16 protein-coding genes are annotated in these 22,139 nt (G+C 36.4%); 11 read left to right on the top strand and 5 right to left on the bottom strand.

What is annotated here, in order from left to right; genetic code table 11:
* The 4 genes from Q4503_RS02355 (at position 1) to Q4503_RS02340 (ending at position 5,445) form a co-directional block, all read left to right on the top strand.
* Positions 1 to 2,034, top strand: coding sequence for a TonB-dependent receptor (locus Q4503_RS02355; protein ID WP_303601285.1), 2,034 nt, complete (start codon positions 1 to 3; stop codon positions 2,032 to 2,034).
* Positions 2,035 to 3,519 (top strand): cadherin repeat domain-containing protein, encoded by a 1,485-nt coding sequence (locus Q4503_RS02350; RefSeq protein WP_303601284.1) that lies wholly within the window; start codon positions 2,035 to 2,037, stop codon positions 3,517 to 3,519.
* Positions 3,520 to 3,879: 360 nt separating this feature from the next.
* Entirely contained in the window at positions 3,880 to 4,842 is a 963-nt protein-coding gene (locus tag Q4503_RS02345; RefSeq protein WP_215973500.1) for a LysR substrate-binding domain-containing protein, read from the top strand.
* A 183-nt stretch (positions 4,843 to 5,025) separates the two neighbouring features.
* Positions 5,026 to 5,445: a secondary thiamine-phosphate synthase enzyme YjbQ gene (locus Q4503_RS02340; RefSeq protein WP_303601283.1), complete on the top strand. Its 420-nt coding sequence runs from the start codon at positions 5,026 to 5,028 to the stop codon at positions 5,443 to 5,445.
* Between the two features lie 115 nt (positions 5,446 to 5,560).
* Here Q4503_RS02340 and dnaB read toward each other — a convergent pair whose 3' ends face one another.
* Positions 5,561 to 6,979, bottom strand: a complete 1,419-nt coding sequence (dnaB, locus tag Q4503_RS02335) for a replicative DNA helicase (protein ID WP_215973498.1) — start codon at positions 6,977 to 6,979, stop codon at positions 5,561 to 5,563.
* A gap of 177 nt (positions 6,980 to 7,156) precedes the next feature.
* Positions 7,157 to 7,369 (bottom strand): 50S ribosomal protein L31, encoded by a 213-nt coding sequence (gene rpmE, locus Q4503_RS02330; RefSeq protein WP_215973497.1) that lies wholly within the window; start codon positions 7,367 to 7,369, stop codon positions 7,157 to 7,159.
* A 241-nt stretch (positions 7,370 to 7,610) separates the two neighbouring features.
* Between rpmE and priA the strand changes: the two genes are divergently transcribed.
* The 6 genes from priA (at position 7,611) to Q4503_RS02300 (ending at position 13,992) form a co-directional block, all read left to right on the top strand.
* Positions 7,611 to 9,821 (top strand): primosomal protein N', encoded by a 2,211-nt coding sequence (priA, locus tag Q4503_RS02325; RefSeq protein ID WP_303601282.1) that lies wholly within the window; start codon positions 7,611 to 7,613, stop codon positions 9,819 to 9,821.
* 120 nt (positions 9,822 to 9,941) lie between these two features.
* The gene (locus Q4503_RS02320; protein ID WP_303601281.1) at positions 9,942 to 10,502 is read left to right on the top strand and encodes an SPOR domain-containing protein; all 561 of its coding nucleotides are present in this window, start codon (positions 9,942 to 9,944) and stop codon (positions 10,500 to 10,502) included.
* A gap of 120 nt (positions 10,503 to 10,622) precedes the next feature.
* Positions 10,623 to 11,141: an ATP-dependent protease subunit HslV gene (hslV, locus tag Q4503_RS02315; protein ID WP_215973494.1), complete on the top strand. Its 519-nt coding sequence runs from the start codon at positions 10,623 to 10,625 to the stop codon at positions 11,139 to 11,141.
* 84 nt (positions 11,142 to 11,225) lie between these two features.
* Complete coding sequence (gene hslU, locus Q4503_RS02310; RefSeq protein ID WP_215973493.1) at positions 11,226 to 12,569, top strand: ATP-dependent protease ATPase subunit HslU; 1,344 nt, start codon at positions 11,226 to 11,228, stop codon at positions 12,567 to 12,569.
* A 31-nt stretch (positions 12,570 to 12,600) separates the two neighbouring features.
* Entirely contained in the window at positions 12,601 to 12,960 is a 360-nt protein-coding gene (locus Q4503_RS02305) for a gamma-butyrobetaine hydroxylase-like domain-containing protein (RefSeq protein WP_303601280.1), read from the top strand.
* Between the two features lie 108 nt (positions 12,961 to 13,068).
* Positions 13,069 to 13,992, top strand: coding sequence for a hypothetical protein (locus tag Q4503_RS02300; protein ID WP_303601279.1), 924 nt, complete (start codon positions 13,069 to 13,071; stop codon positions 13,990 to 13,992).
* A 76-nt stretch (positions 13,993 to 14,068) separates the two neighbouring features.
* On the opposite strand, the gene Q4503_RS02295 is transcribed toward Q4503_RS02300, so the two are convergent.
* Positions 14,069 to 16,081 (bottom strand): bifunctional diguanylate cyclase/phosphodiesterase, encoded by a 2,013-nt coding sequence (locus Q4503_RS02295; protein ID WP_303601278.1) that lies wholly within the window; start codon positions 16,079 to 16,081, stop codon positions 14,069 to 14,071.
* Positions 16,082 to 16,214: 133 nt separating this feature from the next.
* Between Q4503_RS02295 and rraA the strand changes: the two genes are divergently transcribed.
* A complete protein-coding gene (gene rraA, locus Q4503_RS02290; RefSeq protein ID WP_303601277.1) occupies positions 16,215 to 16,700 on the top strand; it encodes a ribonuclease E activity regulator RraA in 486 nt (161 codons plus the stop codon).
* 588 nt (positions 16,701 to 17,288) lie between these two features.
* Here the strand turns inward: rraA and Q4503_RS02285 are convergent.
* Positions 17,289 to 20,552, bottom strand: coding sequence for an amidohydrolase family protein (locus tag Q4503_RS02285; protein ID WP_303601276.1), 3,264 nt, complete (start codon positions 20,550 to 20,552; stop codon positions 17,289 to 17,291).
* 177 nt (positions 20,553 to 20,729) lie between these two features.
* Positions 20,730 to 22,112 (bottom strand): UDP-N-acetylmuramate:L-alanyl-gamma-D-glutamyl-meso-diaminopimelate ligase, encoded by a 1,383-nt coding sequence (gene mpl, locus Q4503_RS02280; RefSeq protein WP_303601275.1) that lies wholly within the window; start codon positions 22,110 to 22,112, stop codon positions 20,730 to 20,732.
* Between the last annotated feature and the right edge of the window lie 27 nt (positions 22,113 to 22,139).

Genomic DNA, 22,139 nt, shown 5'->3' with positions numbered 1-22,139 from the left:
ATGAATAAATTACTCTCAATACCTTCACTTAGTTTTTACTGCTGTTGCTTGTTTTTTACCAAAATAAGTTATGGTGCACAATCAAATATAGATAGTGTAGAAACGGATATAGAAACCATTGAAATCGTCAATTCTCATGAATTCAATAGTGTCAATTATCAAGTATTACATCGTGAAGATTTAATTACTTCTGCACAAACATTATCTGATGCTCTTAAGAATATCAATGGTATACAAATAAGACAGATTAGTGGTTTAGGTAACCCTGTCTCTATTTCTATCCGGGGTTCGAGTGGTAAACAAGTACAAATGTATATCGATGGGCAACTCGTCAACGATAGTCAATTTGGTGGTTTTGATCTTAACCAAATACCGACGGATCAAATTGAGAGCATTGAGATTAGTAAAAGCCAAGCACTAGGAACAGGTTCTACCCCAATTGGCGGGGTCATCAGAGTAAACACTTATAACCCAAGTGAAAACAAAAAGAAAATTGCGTTATCGATAGGTTCATTTGGCTATAAAGAAGTTAATTTTTTAAGTAATAATGCTTTTAAAAAACACAGCCTAGCATTCGGCGGAAATTACTTGGTCAGTGATAATGACTATAACTATTTAGTTCCTCAAAGCTTTATAAACCCTTCTGAATCAATTAATGAACCATTAAGAAATAATAAATTTGAAAAGCTATCATTGTTTATTAATGACAATGTTCAGTTAGATCAGCACCAATTGCGCTTTAATTTGCAATATAACAAACAAGACAAAGCCCTAGCTAACTATCAGAATAACTCTCCAGAAAATAGCTCTACATTAGAGAGTGATCAAATTAGATACAGTATTCAACATTATTGGTTAGCTGATATTAATAGTTTCGGTGATATAAATTTTGAAGGAATTGAAATTAATTATTCTGGTGAAACCAAAGATGAACTGTATTTAGAGCGTCCAAACGAAGACAGAATAAAAACTAGCGATTACAAAAACACTAAACAGCAGATTAGTATTAAACCAAATATTAACTGGTCGACACTAAGTTTCACACCATTTGTTGATATTAGCAGGCAGAATTTTAGCTCATTCAGCACTCAAAATGGTGAAGCCATTCAATGTAATGGCATCAGTAGTTGTGATGTTGAAGCAGCACAAACACAAATAAATTTTGGTGCACGTATTGAATGGAAAAGCGATAGTTATCCTATTAGCAGCTACATATTAGGTAATCAATTACGAGAAAAGAATGCCAATAGCGCATTAAACGCAATCGATAGTCAAAAAGAGACTAAAAATACCCATTACTCTACTCAAGAATTGGGGATTAATTACGGAACGGGAAACTTGAATACTTCTGTAAACTTTAGTAATGGTATTCGAACACCAACCCTCTTTGAGCTGTTTGGTGACCGAGGATCTTTTAAAGGTAATGGCAATTTATTACCAGAAGAAGCAAACACAATCACTCTAGGGCTCCAATACCAAGTTAAGCAATTCAATCTATCTTCTTCTCTTTACCGTCAAGACTTGGAGAACTCAATTGTTGCAATTTTTAACTCTAGTGGTGTTGGCTCTTATACTAATGTGGGTGGCGCTTTATTAAATGGTTTTGAACTCCAGGGAAATATTTCATTACTTGATAATTTATCGCTTTCAATGCAAGTTAGCCTTATTGATAGTGATACCTCTTCACCATTTATTGCTTTTGATAATAAAAAGCTACCAGGTATCTATCACCAACAATACAGTGCTTCATTATTATATAAGATCAAACCCAATTGGCAGATAAAAATAAATAGCAACCTTGATAAAGAGCTCTATTTTAATCGCAACAACCAATTTCAATCAACAAATAGTAATCTCGGTAGCGGTAATCCAGCCGACCGTAGCCTAACGAACATTGCACTGAACTGGCAAACACCAAAATACAACGCCAGTTTATCATTTAACAATGTATTTAACGAAAAATATCAAGACCTGGCCAATAGGCCAGCTCAAGGTAAAAGTATTCAACTCAAATTTTCAATAGAGGATCTATAAATGTCAACAACCTATACAAAAAAAGTATTACCCCTAAGTTTGTTAATCTCAGCTGCCTTGCTAAGTGGTTGTAATTCAGACAGCAATAATGCTCCAACGCTCACCGGTGAAACGGCACCTGTTGTTGCTGAAAACTCATTAACTGTAGCTCAATATACTGCGACAGATTCTGATAATGATGCCATAACATTCAGCCTTTCAGGCGCAGATAATTCACTATTTACTATTGATCAAAGTGGATTACTAACATTTAATACCGCGCCTGATTTTGACAACGGTGATACGGGTCCATACGTACTTACCGTTACGGCTACTGATAGTGGTGAACTCTCTGATGAATTAAGTATTACGGTTACTGTTGGCGATATTAAAGACACTCCTTCATTAGCGGTAGTGCAAACAATAGCGCCAGACTATAGCAGTTCTGAAGTTGTATATATGGACGGGGAAACTCAACAAGTTAATAGTGGTTATTATATCAAAGATGCTTCTGACTATACGTTAGCTAGCTACAAAACTGATGTTTACCATATCGGTCGATTTTTCATTGATACCATCACTAAATATAATGGTGCTGAAGTTAGTGAAAGAGATACTGCAATATGGTCTTTTTCAACACAAGATAGCCAAGATTCAATTAGCCGTAACCCATATTCGTTAGTATCATTAGACGATACAAAAGCCTACTTATTACGCTATGGTTCAAGCCAGGTATGGGTTGTTAACCCACAAGCCGATAATATTGATGACTTTAAAGTGGGTGAATTAGATTTATCTAGTTATGTGCCTGAAAACAATACCAATGGCACACCAAGTCCTGCTGCTGCAGTTATTAACGATGGTAAGCTTTATATTGTTATGCAACGTTTATCAGATGCTTATGCACCAAATACTAGTTATGTAGCAGTGTTTGATACCGCGACTGATGAAGAAATAGAAACTAACGCTAATAGTGACGATACTGTTAAAGGTATTCCTTTAGAAGGGTTAAATCCACTTGAAAACAGCATTACTACAGGCAATGATAAAATATATATCAGTACCCGTAGCGATTATAGCAACACTGATTTAACATTGAGTCGTATTGAAGAAATTGAACCAACCGATTATAGCGTTCGCCAAGTACTTAATGCGGGCAGTATTACAGACAACGTTAGTGGCTTTATTAAAAGTGCCGTTATTGTATCAGCAGAAAAAGGCTATTTTTATACTAGTGAATCAGTGTTTGTACCAAGCTTTCATGAAATATCATCACTATACCAATTTAACCCAACCACTGGCGAAATTACAGAGAGTAATGTAGCGAACACAGGTACAGAAGGAATTAACTTTCTTGGTTTAGATAATGCCAATTTCCTATGGCTAAGTATGCCAACACCGAGTGCACCTGGTATTGATATTATCAACAGTGAAACGAATGAAATAGTAAACGAACGTTTAGCGACAAACTTAAACCCAAGTACTATTCGCTTCCTTGAAGAATAAGCTAAGAGCTTTTTAAACTTATAGAAAACCTCGATCATGCAGGGTCGAGGTTCTTATTGCAGATTCTAAAAGTTTACTTGCTACATTATTGTGACTAAATGAGTAAATACACTTTGTACTTAATTATTTAGCAGCTAGTGCCATATTATCTAATAGTAGCTTAACTCCCTCGCCTTCCGTTTAGCGCCAATAAGCAAAATATAAATGGTAACTTTACATGGCTTGCTCCAATTGAATTCATTACTTACAAACAAACAAAAAAACATCTAGACGTCTAGACGCTTAAACGTTTATACTTTTAAATAATACCTAGTTGCTGAACGGGTAAAAATTCACGATGGACATGAAGGAATTTTCATAATGTTTGAGATAAAGCACCTAAAAACACTCACCACCTTGTCAAACACCGGGAATATAAGAAAGGCCGCTGATGCACTTTTTGTTAGTCAGTCAGCGCTTTCTCATCAGTTAAAGGACTTAGAGCAGCGCTTAAATACACAACTTTTTATTCGTAATACGTCGCCTGTTCAGTTCACCGAAAAAGGGCAAGTATTACTAACTTTAGCCAATAATATTTTGCCTAAAATAAGTACGGCACTAAACGAATTAAAAACAGAAAAAAGCACCATAACTCACCTCAATTTAGCTATAGCCTGTCACGCTTGTTTTCAGTGGTTATTACCTATTACCGAGCAATTTTCACAACAGTATCCAAAATTAAAACTTAACTTTATGGAGCAAACCTTTTTTGGTAAAACGTCATTAGAGCAAGCTTTTCCTAAACCTATTACTAATAAACCTGCTGATGATGTCGACATTCTATTTATTGATGAAAAAAATGAAAACGATAACTATATTTATCAATCACTTGGAACCTATGAAGTAGTTGCTGTACTAGCAAAAGAAAGTGAAACCACAGCCCAAGATTTTTTATCAGCCGCTGACTTTAGCCACTACACTTTACTCACCTACCCAGTGAAAATAGAAGAGCTTGATCTCTTTAAGCTTTTTTTAAATAAAAATACTAATCAAGAATCTGGTAATAAATACAAACCAAAAGCGATCAAACAAGTTGCGAATAGTCATATGATATTACAAATGGTTGCTGCTAATATGGGTATAGCGGTGTTGCCTAAATGGTTAGTAAATAGTTTAAGCAAGCAATCATTAGTACAAACTAAACGTATTGGTGAGACGGGTATATATAAAACGCTCTACGCCCGTTATCAAGCGCAAAGCCCGCATATTGAAATCATTGAGCAATTGATACCACAAACTATTTCAGCTTTTGAACGTTTAAATAAAGCAGAGATAACAGAATAGTTATACCAATTTCATTAATGAAGTGAACAATTTTATACGTATAAAAAATTGACAAATACAAGGCATATATTTCAATAACTCGTTGTGCTAATTATTAAATAAATAACGATATCGTTGGTGATTTTAGCAAGTAGAAATGATCATATAACTAGTGAGATTGGTATTATAAAGGAAAATATTAATATGTGGATACAAACGGAGATTAAGTTAACCAACAAAAGTCGTGGATTTCATTTAATTACCAATGAAGTTCAAGCACAACTTACTGGCTTAGAAAAAGTGCAACACGGCATACTACACTTATTCATTCAACATTCTTCCGCGTCACTAACGATTAACGAAAATGCCGACCCAACAGTTCGCGCCGATATGGAAAAACACTTTAATACTTTCGTTCCTGAAAGAGCCCCTTATTATCAACACACCTATGAAGGTGATGACGACATGCCAGCCCATATAAAAGCTAGTTTACTCGGCTCAAGCATTACTATTCCTATTACTAATGGGCAACTAAACCTAGGTACTTGGCAAGGTATTTATTTAGGCGAGCATAGAGATTATGGTGGTAGCCGTACAGTAATAGCTACCATCAACGGTGAATAATATAAGGAATCAATTAGTTAGCATCCGTTATAACAATGACTACTGTTAAGTTAAAATATTAGTCTTAAGTAAAGGCTTACATTCAAAAAAATAATACAAGCCAATACTCACTCAACTAATCTTCTTCAAGCACATGTGGCCCAGCATAATTATCAAAGCGTGAGTACTTACCTTGGAAAGTCAGTGGAACACGGCCAATAGGTCCGTTACGTTGCTTACCAATAATAATTTCTGCCATCCCTTTAAATTCACTATCATCGTGATATACCTCATCACGGTAAATAAACATGATTAAATCGGCATCTTGCTCTATTGAACCTGATTCACGTAGATCTGAGTTAATTGGACGTTTATCACTACGTTGCTCCAAGCCACGGTTTAGCTGAGAAAGCGCCACTACCGGTACTTGTAACTCTTTAGCTAAGGCTTTTAATGAGCGAGAAATTTCTGCTATTTCTAAAGTACGATTATCTGAAAACTGAGGTGCGCGCATAAGTTGTAAGTAATCGATCATGATCATAGAAATACCACCATGATCTCGATGAATACGTCTCGCTCTAGAGCGTACTTCTGTTGGTGTTAAGCCCGCAGCATCATCAATAAACATTTTGCCGTTTTCAATTAGTAAGCCCATAGTAGAAGACAAGCGAGCCCAATCTTCATCGTCTAGCTGCCCAGTTCTAATTTTAGTTTGATCAATGCGCCCTAAAGAGGCTAGCATTCTCATCATAATTTGATCCGCAGGCATCTCTAAACTAAAGATTAATGCCGGATACTCTTGTGTCATTGCAGCATGTTCAGCCAAGTTCATTGCAAAGGTTGTTTTACCCATTGATGGACGAGCAGCAACAATAATTAAATCTGACTTTTGTAAACCAGCCGTCATTTTATCTAGATCAGCAAAGCCACTAGGAACACCAGTAACACCACCGGTCTCCGTTGAACATAGTTTTTCAATTCTATCGACGGTTTTTTCTAACACTGAATGCAAGCTTTCAGGCCCTTCAGACTTGTTAGCGCGTTTTTCAGCTATTGCAAATACTTTCGTTTCCGCAAAATCAAGTAAATCGGCACTAGAGCGACCCTGCGTATCATAACCAGCTTCCGCTAATTCATTAGCTACGCTGATCATTTCTCGCGTAACGGCACGTTCCCGAACAATATCAGCATAAGCTGTAATATTAGCCGCACTTGGTGTATTTTTCATCATCTCAGCGAGATAAACAAAACCACCTGCATCATCAAGCTTTTGATCATTTTCTAAGGCTTCAGACAGCGTAATTAAATCAACCGGTTCACCTAGTTCAATTAGGGCGCCAATAGTTTCAAAAATCAGACGATGTGAACGACTATAAAAATCATCAGCCACTGTTTTTTCTGAAACACGATCCCAAGTTTCATTATCAAGCAATAAACCACCTAACACAGATTGTTCAGCTTCTAATGAATGCGGTGGCGTTTTTAATGCATCAATTTGCTTATCTTTGATAAATTGCCTTTCTTTAGCAAATTTACCTGGCTTTCTTTCTGCCATTTATTGAGCCTTAATTTTAAATTTGAGAAGGTTTTTCTAGGATGGTTAATGTAGCAGAAACACCACAAAAAATAGAGTACTAAAATCTACAAATGTCAGAAATAAAAAAAGCGCCTTTCGGCGCTTTTTTCGATGCTACTTTTCTTAATAACAAGAAAAGAAACTAAAAAGTAAAAATTACTTCTTAGAAAGAGCACCAAAACGTTTGTTGAATTTATCAACACGACCACCGGTCTCAGCAGCTTTCTGCTTACCAGTGTAAAAAGGGTGACATTCTGAACATACGTCTAAATGCACGTCTTTAGCTGCTGTTGAACGAGTTGTAATAACATTGCCACAAGAACAAGTTGCTTTAAACTCAACATAATTAGGATGAATTCCGTCTTTCATGGGGACCTCTATATCTCTTTCGAGAAATTGGGCGTATCGCCACTCAGCCGCTTTAGTTATATGAACTTAAAACGCCAAGCACCATACGGTGTAAAAATTAATGGAGGCGAATAATAAATGATCACCGCACCGACTGCAAGCTAAACTGATACTAAACTGACTAAAAAAGACTTATTAATAAATAGTAATTTTTACGGTAATATAAACGGCCTATTCTTATAACAAGCATTCTATATTATTCGTGTCTGAGCAATATGTACAAGTAGCAGTTCCCGTTCCTATGCGCCAGCTGTTTACCTATCAAGTACCTGAGGAACTACAAACACCACCAATAAAAATTGGTGAACGTGTTGCTGTGTCATTTGGTGCAAGAAAAGTTATTGCTATTGTGATCGCGATAACTGACAAGTGTGATATTGACTCAAAAATAAAACCTATTTCACAACGCCTTAACGATAGCTTCCACTTGAGCGATTTTTTGGTTAATTATCTAAAATTATGTGCTAATTACTATCACCACCCTATTGGTGACGTTTTTCAACAAGCACTACCCAAATTATTACGTCAGGTAAAAAAAGTAGATCTACAGCCGCCGATGGTTTGGCAAAGTGCTGAGCTAATCGAAAATGAACAGCAAGAGCAATTAGCTAAGGTTGAAACTAAAGCGCCAAAACAGTTCGCACTTTTTCAATTAATCGCAAAACACCATGGAATTAGCTGGGCTGAGTTACGGACTTTAGGTTATAGCAAAGCACAGTTAAATGCCTTGGTTGCTAAAGATCTTATCAAGCAGGTAAAACATAAACCAGGGCAATTTTCGTGGCAAGACAGCAAACTAACCCAAGAAAACAAACAAGTGCTATCAACCGAGCAAGCATTGATTGTTGCTGCAATCAATCAATCATTAGATCGCTTCTCTTGCCACTTAATTGACGGCGTGACTGGCAGTGGTAAAACGGAAGTTTATCTACAGGCCATGGAAAATGTATTAGCAAATCATCAGCAAGTATTAGTGATTGTTCCCGAGATTGGCTTAACACCACAAACATTATTACGCTTTGAGCAACGATTTAGCGTGCCTATTTCTTTGCATCACTCTAATCTTAACGATACTGAGCGTTTAGATACTTGGTTAAGCGCCCAACAAGGCAGTGCAGCCATTGTTATAGGCACACGATCGGCTATTTTCTCCCCCTTGCACAAGCTAGGTATGATTATTGTTGATGAAGAGCACGACAGCTCGTTAAAGCAGCAAGACAGTTTTCGTTATCATGGTCGAGATATTGCTATTTTACGCGCTAGGCAAACAAATATTCCTATTATTTTAGGCAGTGCTACACCTAGCTTTGAATCATTACAAAATGCCTTGTCTGGCAAGTACCAATACCACCAGCTACGTAAGCGAGCTGGAAAAAGCAGTAAAGCGCAAATAACATTAATTGATGTTGCTCAGCAACAAATGGAATTTGGTTTGTCGGGCACGTTAAAACATGAAATCAAGCAAACACTAGCACGTGGTGAACAAGCTCTTATTTTTTTAAATAGACGAGGCTATGCGCCCGCGATAAATTGTCAAGAATGCCATTGGCTTTCTGACTGCCAGCGTTGCGATAAACCTTATACTTATCATCAAAAACAACAACTATTAATTTGCCATCATTGTGGTAGCCAAAAGCGTGTCCCCAAACAATGTCCAAAATGCGGTAGTGTTCGTATTGCGCCGGTAGGTCAAGGAACGGAACAGTTAGAACAACGTATTGGTGAAATATTTCCTGATGTTAGTGTGGTAAGAATAGACAGAGACAGCACCCGTAAAAAAGGTGAATTAACTAAGCTACTACAAGAAATAACAGATAAGAAACATCAATTACTTATTGGTACACAAATGCTAGCTAAAGGTCATCATTTTCCTGACGTTACTTTGGTAGCGGTGCTTGATGGTGATGGTGCATTATTCAGTTTTGATTTTCGTGCTAGCGAACAAATGGCACAACTATTAATCCAAGTAGCTGGCCGTGCCGGTCGTGCGAGTAAACCAGGTAAAGTATTAGTACAAACAAGTTACCCTGATCATCCTTTATTACAAGACCTAGTGCATAACGGCTACCAACACTTTGCCAAACAAGCGTTAGCTGAAAGAAAGCAAGCTATGTTGCCACCTTTTAGTTATCAAGCCTTATTCCGCGCTGAAGCCAATTACCCAAGCTATCCTGAAAAGTTCTTACGACTATTAACTGAGCTTACTTTCACTAACTGTCAATTTGCCGGACCTGTTCCTGCAGCAATGGAGAAAAAGGCAGGCAAATTTCGTTATCATTTAATTTTACAGGCTAAATCAAGAAAAGAGCTGCATATTGCTATTTTCCAATTACTAGCTGCCATCCCAAATAATGAATGGCAAAGTAAAGTACGTTGGAGTTTAGACATTGATCCTATTGATTTAAATTGGTAATCAAATAATTAAACTGCAGCCTACTTTTACTGGATAGTTTTGCTTTCGCTATATCTACTTGTAATTAGAAATAACTTAAGTATAAAATAGCCTACATTCTTCCTGGTTCTTCTGTAGTTCATGTCAAATCAAGATTATATTTCTCGTACGCCGCAAAAAAAGAAAAAAAATAGCCCTTACAAAAAAAAATCGGCACAACCAGATCCAACTTCGACTCGAAAACTCAAGTTTTTAGGCCTGATAGCCATCATATTTATTTCCGTTTTTGTCTATAGTTTATGGTTTTTAAAAACAGATGAAACAACTAAAACGCCTATTCAAACTCAACATGAAGTTAAGCCTAAAAAAGAGAAAGACTTACCTGAGCCTCCTAAAGAAAAATGGACTTATGTTGAAAATTTAAAAACCAAAGAAATTGAAGTAGGACAGTATGAAGTTAAACAAAATGGTCCTTATAAAATGCAATGTGGTTCTTTTAAAACAGCAGCCCAAGCAGAATCACTAAGAGCTAAAATAGCTTTCTCCGGGTTAGAAAGTTCAATTCAAACTGCACAAGGTAAAAATAATATATGGCATAAAGTCGTTTTAGGTCCATATTCACGAAAACGCGCTGCAGAGCAAGATAAACACAAATTACGTAATAACAACATTAATGGTTGTCAGATTTGGTTATGGAAATAACCTATCCTTCAAAATAAATTGGATAGAATGACGATAAAATAAATTCTATCCTTGAAAACTCATTAATAACCCCAACTTTATTTACAACAAAAAAATGTATTTATTGAGATTGGAGTTAACATGACTACTATTGTTTCAGTTAGACGTAATGGCAAAGTAGCCATTGGTGGTGACGGTCAAGTGTCACTAGGTAATACCGTTATGAAAGGTAATGCCAAAAAAGTTCGTCGTTTATATAACAACAAAGTATTGGCGGGGTTTGCCGGCGGTACTGCTGATGCTTTTACCCTCTTCGAGCGTTTTGAAAGTAAACTTGAACAACATCAAGGCCATTTAACCAAAGCTGCTGTTGAACTAGCCAAAGATTGGCGTAGTGATCGCGCCCTTAGAAAGCTTGAGGCTTTATTAGCTGTTGCTGATGAAACTGCCTCATTAATTATTACCGGTAATGGTGATGTTGTTCAACCCGAACATGACTTAATCGCTATTGGTAGTGGAGGTAATTTTGCCCAATCAGCCGCTATCGCACTATTAGAAAACACCGACTTAAGCGCCAAAGAAATTGTAGAGAAGTCCTTAACAATTGCTGGTGATATATGTGTTTTCACTAATCAATCTCAAACGATAGATGAATTGTAAGCCACAAGCTTAATAGTAGTTTCTCCATTATATTTTCAAAAAGATTATTGTTTTGATGAATCAAGACAAAACGAGGATTAAAATATGTCAGATATGACTCCCCGCGAAATTGTCCATGAATTAGATGCCCATATTGTCGGCCAAAGCGAAGCCAAACGTGCTGTTGCCATCGCTTTACGTAACCGCTGGCGTCGTATGCAACTAAACGAAGGGCTACGCAATGAAGTAACCCCAAAAAACATTTTAATGATAGGCCCTACCGGTGTAGGTAAAACTGAAATTGCACGTCGTTTAGCAAAACTGGCACATGCTCCTTTTATTAAAGTTGAAGCCACAAAATTCACAGAAGTGGGTTATGTAGGTAAAGAAGTTGAGACGATTATTCGTGACCTTGCCGATATGGCAATTAAAATGGTTAAAGAAGACGAAATGAATCGCGTGCAACATTTAGCAGAAGAAGCCGCTGAAGAGCGTATTTTAGATGTGTTATTACCTCCTGCTCGTGATGGATTTGGAAACGCTGAAAAAAATGATGTAGACGGTGAGAATAACAATACTCGTCAAGTATTCCGTAAAAAATTGCGTGAAGGTAAATTAGACGATAAAGAAATTGAACTTGATTTAGCTGCACCGCAAGTCGGCGTAGAAATTATGGCACCTCCAGGCATGGAAGACATGACTTCGCAATTGCAAAGCATGTTCCAAAGTATGTCGAATGATAAAACTAAAAAGCGCAAATTAAAAATTAAAGATGCTTTTAAGGCGTTGCAAGAAGAAGAAGCCGCTAAAATCGTTAATCAAGATGATATTAAGCAAAAAGCTATTTATGCGGTAGAGCAAAATGGGATTGTTTTTATTGATGAAATAGACAAAATTTGTAAGCGTGCTGATAGTAATAGTGGCGGTGATGTATCACGTGAAGGCGTACAGCGAGACTTATTACCTTTAGTTGAAGGCTCAACGGTTAGTACTAAGCATGGCATGATTAAAACTGATCATATTCTATTTATTGCTTCAGGTGCCTTCCAAATGGCTAAACCTTCAGATTTAATTCCTGAATTACAAGGTCGCCTACCTATTCGAGTAGAGCTAAAAGCGTTAACAACAGAAGATTTTGTTAGAATATTAACAGAACCTTTCGCCTCACTAACAGAGCAGTATATTGCGTTATTAGCAACAGAAGGCGTGGATATTGAGTTTAGTGATGACGGTATTCAAGCAATAGCGAATGCTGCTTGGCAAGTTAATGAAACTACCGAAAACATAGGAGCTCGTCGCTTGCATACTATGATGGAACGATTAACGGAAGAATTATCTTTTAATGCTAATGAACGTTCAGGCGAAAAAATTGTTATTGATAAAGCACATGTTGATAAAACGTTAAATGACGTAATACAAGATGAAGATTTAAGCCGTTTCATCCTATAAGAAACATATTTTAACGAGTTTACAACCACTTATGAATATTCAAAGTTTTTTGATAAATACAAATACAAAAAGTCTTACCATTGATTTTAACAATGGGCAGTCTGCTTGTTTACCTTTTGAATATTTACGTGTTTTTACCCCTTCAGCAAATAAACCGACCAAACAACAAAGCTTAGTTACTCATAAAAAGGATGTTGTGTTAACCGCAATTGAAAATTTAGGTAAACATGGCTATAGGTTTATTTTTGATGATCAACATAACGCTATATATTCAACTAAATATATAGCGTTATTAGTAACAGAACAGAATAATCGTTGGCAACACTATCTTACAAATTTAAAAGCCTCTGGGCACTCTCGTGAAGCAATGATCAATATCACTCAATTGTAAATTAAGCTATTCTTGTACCTCTAGTGCTATTGTCGTTTATATATAGTTTTGTCAACCTAGCTTTTCAATACTCACGACCATATAGATTTAACTTTACACGGAAAATCAATGATAAAAAAATCGTTTTATGCGTTTGTGGGTCTAAGTGCGGTCGTCGTTCTAGCTGTAATAATCAGTGAATTTTATGAACTCTATAGTAGTAAAGTCGTCACCTTAGACAGCAGAATTAAAGAAGTTTCGGGGATTGAATTCGACAAAGCAGGCAACTTATGGGCTATCAATGATGGCGGTAATTCAGCACAAATACACCAAGTACAAAGCGATGGAAAAATTAAAAAATCAGTTACTATTACTAATGGGCGAAATTTAGACTGGGAAGACATGACCCAGGATGATTTTGGCCACTTTTTTATTGGTGACTTTGGTAATAATGACAATATGCGTAAGTGGCTCACCATTTATAAAATTGAGAATCCTATTGATATTAAAGGAACCGAAACTGAAGCGGAAATAATTAAATTCACCTTTCCAGAGCATCGAAACTTTCCACCTAAAGCGTCAGAAAAAAACTTTGATTTAGAGGCGTTTGTTTTTTACAAAAGACACTTATATTTATTTTCAAAAAATAGAACAAAGCCGTTTGATGGCGATACTAACTTATATAAAATTGGTGATCACGCAGATAATTATCAGGCCAGTTTTATTAGTAACTTTAATACTTGTACCACACATCAAAAGCTCTGCTGGATAACGTCGGCAGCTCTAAGTCCAGATAGAAGTAAATTAGTACTATTAGACTCAGAACGACTATGGTTATTTGAAAATTGGCAAGGTGATGATTTTTTCTCAGGTGATGCTTATAAAATTGATTTGGGTATCGTCACACAAAAAGAAGCAGTGACCTTTTCTGACGAAAACACCATTATTTTTACCGATGAAGAATTCTATGGCGTTGGCAGAAATTCTTATATGATTAAGCTTGATCAAGTCACGAAAGAGCGTATACAAACTAAAGCTCCCTCTAAACAATAAATCATATAATTAATAAGTTACGCGTTAACGACAATCTCAATTTACTAAGCCAGGTAAACCTCATAATAAGCATAAACTAAGTTTTTGTGCTTTTATTCTGCTTAGTCAAATAAGTAACAAATTTTTCTTCCGGCAATGGTTTATCAATAAGGTATCCTTGAACAGCATCGCAACCCATATTTCGTAAGACGTTAAGTTGATCTTTATTTTCAACACCTTCGGCAAGCACACGCTTCCCTAAACCATGTGAGAGTTTTATCATTGATTTAACAATAGTTAGATCAGAGTCATTGGTTGCAACTTCAGTGATAAAACTACGATCTATTTTAATTTTATCGATAGGTAATTGGCGTAAATAGGCTAAAGATGAATACCCTGTACCAAAATCATCAATTGATACTTTGATACCCATACTTTGTAATGACGTAATCGTGTTCATGGCAGTATCAATATCAGTCATTACCACATTTTCAGTAATTTCAAGCTCTAAATATCTAGGAGATAAATTATTATCACGTAATAAAGTTTGAATATTACTAACAAATTGAGGATCTTGAAATTCAACAGCGGTAATATTAACGGCAATAGTTACCCTGCGTTTATATTTTTCATACCATCGAGCATTCGTACTACAGGCTTTACTTAAAACATAATTATCAAACTGACTATTCATAAACAAAGTATCTATATCATCTAAAAACTCGCCTGGTAACAATAAACCTTTGGTTGGATGCTGCCAACGTACCAAAGCTTCAACACCTTCTAAACGATTCGTTAACAAGTTTAGTTGCGGTTGATAATATAAAACGAATTCATCGTTAAGAATGGCATTTTTAAGCTCTTTCTCTTTTAATAATAAACGTCGTCCACCTGCTTGCATGCCTGATTCAAAAATGATGGTAGATATATTATTAGTTTCTGCATGATGCAAAGCTAGGTTTGCATTTTGTAGTAGTTCTTCAGCATTTTCACCATATTCAGGAAAAGAGGTATATCCAATACTCGCTTGAATATGTGCTTCTTGATCATGATATTGATAAGGGCGGCTAATAATTTGATGAAGATGCTCTGGCACCCGAGCAACTGACGGTTCATTATAGTATTCAATGACAAACATAAAAGAATCACCACTTAAACGCCCTACAGCCTTTGGTTTCAAAAGACTGTTATTTAAGCGGTTTGCTACTTCTTTAAGTATGCAGTCACCTACGTTCAAACCATAAGTATCATTAATAAACTTAAACTGTTTAATATCAATTAAAAATACAGCAAGTTTACATGATTGTTGTTTGGCAATAGTAATTGCCTCCGTTAATTGTTTCATCACTTCGGTGCGATTTAACGCCCCCGTTAAGACATCATGCTTTCCTAAATACTGCTCACGAAGAATAGACTGTTTCGAGATATTACGCTCATCCCCTTGTATCCAAATAAGTAAAATAAATCCTAAAATACTGTGAGCACCAATATCAAAATAAGTTAATAGTAACGTTAATTGGTTTAGCCACTCAGCTGTTAAAGTCATCACTGTCATGGTTACATAAGCTAGATAACGAATGGCAGAAATAAGGAAAAAGGCAAATAAAAGTTTACTAGAAAAATGTGGTTTGCGATCAATAAAGAGATATAAACTTGCGCTTAAGAAACTAATAATGAAAATAAAACTTTGTACCTGTGCTTTAACCTCAAAGTACATAGCTGCGTTATCTTCGCTAAGTAAATAAGCAATTGATGCCGTTAAGCTAACAAAAAAAGTGAGTAACACAGCTAGACTCACAAAGGTTTTTGTGAACTTTCTTTTTGTGCGATAAAGGCCAAGTAATAAAAAAGCTAGAAATAGATATAAGGCTGTTTGTTGAACTTGCTCATAAAAAAGCAATAAGCTGTTATTTTTTATATAGATATCGGTAATAGGAAGTGCTGCACTAAGAACATAATAACCACTTAATGCCACTAAACTAAACAACCAACATTTGACATACTCACGTTTAAAAGAGCGAAAATACACTAAAAATACTAATGACAAAATAGCAAACACAATGGCTTGCATAGCAAATAAAAATGTAAATGAGTCCGTACTTACAAGCATTAATATATCAATTATTAGTGAGAATGAATCATCTATTAAAGAGAGTTTTAGTCCAAAATACAAGTAGCTATTTTATTTTCACTTCAGCAGGTTATACTAACAGCTATTATCTCTAAAACTTAAGGCTATTGTTATGGAATGTGATACCTCGCAACTGTGTGATATCTACGCTGACTTAATTGACGTTATCGATCCTATTTTTAGCAACTATGGTGGCCGACATTCTTTTGGTGGTAAGGTAGTCACCATAAAGTGCTTCGAAGGTGTTGGACTAATCAAAAAAACAGTCATGACCGAAGGTACCAACAAGGTACTAGTCATTGATGGTGGTGGTTCAACTAGACGCGCATTAATTGACTTAGATATCGCAGAAACTGCTGCAAACAATGGTTGGGAAGGTATTGTTTGTTATGGAAGTGTTCGTGATGTTGACGCGATTGAAGAAATAGATATCGGTATTCAAGGGCTGGTTTCAATTCCTGTTGGCGCTAACGATAATGAATTTGGTGAAATTGATATTGCGATTAACTTTGGTGGCGTAACCATATTACCTGATGATCATATTTATGCTGATAACACCGGTATTATTTTATCTCCAGAGCCATTAGATATTGAATAACGTCAAATTGAGTTACTTGGGAAAGTGAAAAAAAGGGTATTCTGGTGTTTTCGCTCAAGGGTGATTTTGCTTGAAGGTGCTTAACTGTAGTAGCCAGTGATTTCAACCGTATTTCTCTGTCATTGAGAGTTATTCTCTATTAATAAATATCGCCTTGTACTAAATTTTGTTTCATATAAAGCTACTAGGTTTTTTATTACCCTAGCGACTTAAATTCACTCGCTATCCTTTAAATGAAAAAATTTAAGTGAAAAAATGGTTAATACCAGTTTCATTAATTAAGTGAACAATTTTATACGTAAAAAAAATTACCAAATACAAGGCATTTATTGCAATAACTAGTTGTTCTAATTATTAAATAAATAACGATGTAGTTGGTGATTTTAGCAAGTAGAAATGATCACATAGCTAGTGAGATTGGTATAATTATAAAAGTTAACCATTTAAATTTAAACAAATCTACTCTAATCTAAGCTAATAAAATTAACTTATTATGCCTGTTTAGCAGGTATATATTCACCTCATAAACAGGCATATAACACTGTAATAAAAAGACAGTCTTTTTATTACATGTAGTTAGCTCTATTGCTAATTTTCAAAATAGAACTTAGCACGCTTATTATCATAATGCCCTACTTCATCCATAGTTTCAGCATTGTATAAACGACCATTAAGCATAGTATAAATTACTTTATCACTTTGTCGTATATCTTGACTGACATCACCATCAACCACAATTAAATCGGCTAATTTACCTGTTTTAATTGAGCCAAGCTGGTCGTCTAAGCCTAACGTTTGCGCTGAGGATATCGTCGCTGTTTTTAATGCTTGTAATGGTGTCATTCCACCTTGCGCCATCATCCACATTTCCCAGTGCATCGCCAGTCCTTCACGTTGTCCATGACCACCTGAATTAACTTTAATACCTAAATCTTGTAATTCTTTAGCCACCTTAGCAACACTAAAGTGATTATAATGATGCAATGGCGCTTTTGGTCTACGCATCGCTCTAGGTTGTAAAAACTCACTTGGTACATACTTACTTAAACGAGGATGTAACCAAACATCCGTTTTATCATACCAGTAGTTCTCTCCCCAAATTCCGCCATAGGCAACGACAAGCGTAGGCGTATACGCCATTTCAGATTGCGACCATAACTGCTTCACGTCGTCATAAATATTAGCCACAGGAATTGAATGCTCTAAGGTTGTGTGACCATCAACTAACATAGTTAAATTATGCTGCAATAAAGATCCACCTTCAGGAACTACCAACATATTCAACTCTCGTGCCGCTTGAATAAATTGCTGACGTTGGTTTCTGCGTGGTTGATTGTAGCTTTTCACACTAAAAGCGCCCGCTTCTTTTAAGCGCTCTACATGAAACTTAGCATCATCTAAACTATCCACATGTGCCGTATATCCAGCAGCATTGGCGCCATAAAGGATTTTTCCTGTTGAAAATAAACGCGCCGCAACAATTTTTCCTGCTTTTTGCATTTCACTCGCAGCGAAAAATTCGTTAGTGTCATTAGATGGATCGTGAATACTGGTAACTCCCAAAGCTAAACCGGCATAGTTTTTCCAGTTCTGTTGAGGAATTATTTGATTGTTACCTTGTGGACCATGTGCATGCGCATCAATGAGCCCCGGCATAATACTCTTGCCAGTTATATCAATAACAATAGCTGAAGAAGGAATAGTAACATCTGACTTACTACCTATCGCTTTGATTATATTACCTTCAACCAAAACAGTACCATTATCGATAACTTTATCGCCTTCCATGGTAATCACTTTACCCCCCACAAAAGCAACTATACCTGAAGGCTTGTCAACAGCACTGGTATAGCCAAGGTAAGTTTTAGTTACTTCTGTTGCTGATGGCTCTTTAGACGTATCATCAATATTTTCTTTCTTATCCACAGCATCAGTTATTGCAAAAAGATCAGTAATATTCGCTTGAAATAAATTAGCACCTAAACTCCAGTACAGTTCATCTGAATCACTATTCCAATTAATCCCTTCACCTGCACGCATTGATAATTTTTTAACAGGGAAATTACCTCCTTTAGGACCAATAGTAATAACATCACCACGTTCAACAAAAGGGGTTACAAATACTTTAAAACGTTCTGCAAAAGCTAAATATTTACCGTTAGGTGATACGTTATACTCAGTAGCAAACTCTCCTTGATAAAGAGCTCTGTCTTCTTTTCCATCAAGACTCACATACGCTAATTGCGGTTTTTCACCATTGCGCATGACGTAAATATTATTATTGCTGCTGCCAAAATGGGGCTGTCTACCATCTTTAGTAATGAGAACAGGTTTACGATCTTTGCGCTCACCCTTAGCTGATATCGCATAAATCCCCGTATTAAGATCCCAAGTTGGCTGAGTAATATAGCCGCCTGATATTTTACGGTATACCACTGTTTTTCCGTCAGGGGAAAAAGTTGGCTCAATGTATTTCCCTGGCTCATTTAATAACGATTTGCCTTTACCTCCTCTACTCGAAACAACACGAATCTGGCCTTGTTTATCGTCATTCCATGTAGCATAAACAATATTTTTACCATCACGAGAAAAGCTTGGGTTTAATTCATAATGGCTTTGTTGTTTAGTTAATCGTTTCGCCTTACCTTGCGCTTTACCGTTATTAATATTACGCGTATATATATGCCCCATAGATTCAAAGACAACCTTATCGCCATCTGGCGATATTTCAACATCACGAAGCATTTTTACGTTAAATTTATCTTGTGGTAAGTCTTGCTTAAATTGCAATGCTTGTTGAATTCTTTTCACAGTTTTTACATGAAAATCAATGATTGATGATTTTTTAGAAGCAATATCTAAACGATTAATTTTTCCACCATTCCAAAAAACTAAACTATCGCTCTTAGGTGTCCAAGCAATATTAGGATACACCCCATGAATCGCCCATGTTTCTTGCAAGTCACGTTCTAAATTTTCATAGATTTTTGTTTCTTTACCGCTGGTTAAATCGTATAAATAGAGGTTTGAAGAAAAGTCATCACGGCTAATAAAAGCAAGGTATTTTCCGTCGGGTGACGGTGTTGGACGAATAGCACCCCCCTTACCGTTAATAATGGTGTCAATTTCGCCTGTTGCTAACTCCAAGCGTTTTATTTTGTAAATACCTTTCACTGAATCTTTTGAATAATGAAAGGTTTTCCCTGGTGTTGCATCTTGAGAAAAATAAACATACTTGCCATCAGCAGAATAAGCAGGCTCACCTAAATCTTTTTGTTCATTAGGCCTTTTAGTTAACATAACACCGCTACCACCAGTTTTATGGTAAAGCCAAACCTCACCAGCCCCCAAAGAACGTGTACTAGAGTAGTGTTTCCTGCCAATTAAATAGTTACCATCAGGAGACCATGCGGGGCTATTTAATAAACGAAATGGCTCTGTTGAAACGGCTTTTCGATTACTGCCATCTCGATTCATAATCCATAAATTATCGCCACCATCTTCATCGGAAGTAAATGCTATATACTTGCCGTTCGGACTAAATTTCGGCTGCATTTGCCATGCAATATCTGTCATTAGCGGAGTAGCTTCACCACCTGTGATTGGCATAGTGTAAATATCACCGAGCAAATCAAAAAGCAACGTTGTACCATCTGGACTAACATCAACATTCATCCATGTACCAGAGGTCACGTCTATACTCGCATTTTTAAACACGCCTTGTGGCGAATTAACCGACCAAGTAGGTTTTTCTTCTTTTAATTCTTTCGCCTGGGCATTAACGCTCACTATCGATACTGACATGGTTAGCATCATTCCGACAGTGATAATTTTCTGAAGGTATTTCGACATATTACAGTCCTTTATTCGATTGTTTTATGTGCTAAAACCATATTAATAATATCGTTTTAGTTCATAGTGGAATAGTTTCAAGTCAAGCTTGATTGCATACAATATAATACAATCAATCTTAACTTTAAATGATAATCACCAAACAAGTCTCTTGCTTAGCAAAGGGAGTAACGTGACCTATTTCAAGTCAAGACGTTGAAGTAATTTTTCGTGAATAGAAGAGAATGAACCATTACTCATCACGACAATACTATCGCCAGCTTGTGCATAATCTGTAATTTTATTCACTAACTGATTAATATCATCTTCAACAATACAAGGCTGCTGGCAATTATTAATTAAATCGCTGACTGACCACTTTACTTGTTCACCTTGAAATAAAAACACTTGATCCGCTTGAGCTAATGAACCAGGCAAGGTGTCCTTATGTACACCAGATTTCATCGTATTAGAACGAGGCTCTAATACTGCAATAACACGGCCTGGACTATTATTACCATCAACTTGCGCTCTAACGCCGGCAAGGGTTTTAGCAATCGCTGTTGGATGGTGAGCAAAATCATCATAAACTTTAATTTGATTTACTGTGCCTCGTAATTCTAAACGTCGTTTAGTATTAATAAACTCGGCTAAAGCTTCAATAGCAATATGACTTGGTACTCCAGCATGTCTGGCTGCAGCAATCGCCATTAATGCATTATCAATATTAAAGTCGCCAATGAGTCCCCACTTAACAGTGCCCTGCTCTTTACCGTTAAAAGTAACAATAAATTCACTCCCGTCTGCAACAACTTTATTAGCTTGCCAACCTTTATCACTGTCGCTTTGCTCTGTTGGGGTCCAACAGCCCATTGCTAATGTTTCGTTAATCGCGAATTCATTCTTTGGTGATAAAATTAAACCATTGCTAGGCACCATTCGGATAAGGTGATGAAATTGGCGTTGAATATCAGATAAATCCATAAAGATATCACCATGATCAAATTCTAAATTATTGATAACTAATGTTCTTGGACGATAATGGACAAATTTAGATCGTTTATCAAAAAAGGCGGTATCGTATTCATCTGCTTCAATAACAAAAAAAGGAGTGTTACCTAATCGTGCTGAACAATTAAAGTTTTGCGGGACACCTCCAATAAGAAAACCTGGCGATAACTGTGCGTATTCTAAAATCCAAGTAAGCATGCTACTTGTTGTTGTTTTACCATGCGTACCAGAGACAGCAAGCACCCAACAATTTTTCAAAACATTTTCTAATAACCATTGAGGACCTGAAATATAGGGAATATTTCGATCAAGTATGTACTCCACCATCACATTGCCACGAGACATAGCGTTACCAACAATAACTAAATCTGGCTCATCATCAAAATGCTCTGTTTTATAGCCTTGCATTAACTCAATGCCAAGTTCTTCTAATTGTGTGCTCATTGGTGGATAAACCTGAGCATCGCATCCTGTTACGCGAAAACCCAGCTCTTTCGCTAATGCTGCAATGCCCCCCATAAAGGTGCCGCAAATACCAAGAATGTGTATATGTTGAATTTTATTTGTCATGAGCAAAAAAAAGTACTGAAAGTAGAT

The organism is Colwellia sp. 6_MG-2023 (assembly GCF_030547765.1).
Lineage (GTDB): Bacteria > Pseudomonadota > Gammaproteobacteria > Enterobacterales > Alteromonadaceae > Colwellia.
This window is presented reverse-complemented; position numbering and strand designations above follow the sequence as displayed.

Bases quoted from the DNA above. Each gene is read 5' to 3' on its own strand.
- Q4503_RS02355 (WP_303601285.1), top strand. From the start codon at position 1: ATGAATAAATTACTCTCAATACCTTCACTTAGTTTTTACTGCTGTTGC.
- Q4503_RS02350 (WP_303601284.1), top strand. From the start codon at position 2,035: ATGTCAACAACCTATACAAAAAAAGTATTACCCCTAAGTTTGTTAATC.
- Q4503_RS02345 (WP_215973500.1), top strand. From the start codon at position 3,880: ATGTTTGAGATAAAGCACCTAAAAACACTCACCACCTTGTCAAACACC.
- Q4503_RS02340 (WP_303601283.1), top strand. From the start codon at position 5,026: ATGTGGATACAAACGGAGATTAAGTTAACCAACAAAAGTCGTGGATTT.
- dnaB (WP_215973498.1), bottom strand. From the start codon at position 6,979: ATGGCAGAAAGAAAGCCAGGTAAATTTGCTAAAGAAAGGCAATTTATC.
- rpmE (WP_215973497.1), bottom strand. From the start codon at position 7,369: ATGAAAGACGGAATTCATCCTAATTATGTTGAGTTTAAAGCAACTTGT.
- Q4503_RS02320 (WP_303601281.1), top strand. From the start codon at position 9,942: ATGTCAAATCAAGATTATATTTCTCGTACGCCGCAAAAAAAGAAAAAA.
- hslV (WP_215973494.1), top strand. From the start codon at position 10,623: ATGACTACTATTGTTTCAGTTAGACGTAATGGCAAAGTAGCCATTGGT.
- hslU (WP_215973493.1), top strand. From the start codon at position 11,226: ATGTCAGATATGACTCCCCGCGAAATTGTCCATGAATTAGATGCCCAT.
- Q4503_RS02305 (WP_303601280.1), top strand. From the start codon at position 12,601: ATGAATATTCAAAGTTTTTTGATAAATACAAATACAAAAAGTCTTACC.
- Q4503_RS02300 (WP_303601279.1), top strand. From the start codon at position 13,069: ATGATAAAAAAATCGTTTTATGCGTTTGTGGGTCTAAGTGCGGTCGTC.
- Q4503_RS02295 (WP_303601278.1), bottom strand. From the start codon at position 16,081: ATGCTTGTAAGTACGGACTCATTTACATTTTTATTTGCTATGCAAGCC.
- rraA (WP_303601277.1), top strand. From the start codon at position 16,215: ATGGAATGTGATACCTCGCAACTGTGTGATATCTACGCTGACTTAATT.
- Q4503_RS02285 (WP_303601276.1), bottom strand. From the start codon at position 20,552: ATGTCGAAATACCTTCAGAAAATTATCACTGTCGGAATGATGCTAACC.
- mpl (WP_303601275.1), bottom strand. From the start codon at position 22,112: ATGACAAATAAAATTCAACATATACACATTCTTGGTATTTGCGGCACC.